At 67.4% G+C, this 304-nt stretch carries 1 protein-coding gene; it reads right to left on the reverse strand.

The window, feature by feature from the left end:
• Positions 1-304: hypothetical protein (locus tag ACLQ2R_RS39640; protein WP_425966560.1), on the reverse strand; the 304-nt coding region annotated here is incomplete at both ends.

Consider the following 304-nt stretch of genomic DNA (forward strand, 5'->3'; position numbering starts at 1 on the left):
GTCTGCGGCGTGATCGCCTCGACGTCCTGGGTCGTCATCCGCTCGCGGACCACCCGCTCCATGCGGGCCAGGCCAAGACGGACCTGGTTCTGGATGAGCTCCCCGACACTGCGCAGGCGGCGGTTGCCGAAGTGGTCGATGTCGTCGACCTCCACGATCACCTCGCCCGCGGGGCCCGGCATCGAGTCCGCGCCCGCGTGAAGGCGCACGATGTACTCGACGGCGGTGACGATGTCGTCCTCGGTGAGCGTGCCCTGGGTGATCTCGGCGTCGACACCCAGCTTCTTGTTGATCTTGTATCGGC

It is taken from the genome of Streptosporangium sp. DT93 (assembly GCF_049844535.1).
Classification (GTDB): Bacteria; Actinomycetota; Actinomycetes; order Streptosporangiales; family Streptosporangiaceae; genus Streptosporangium.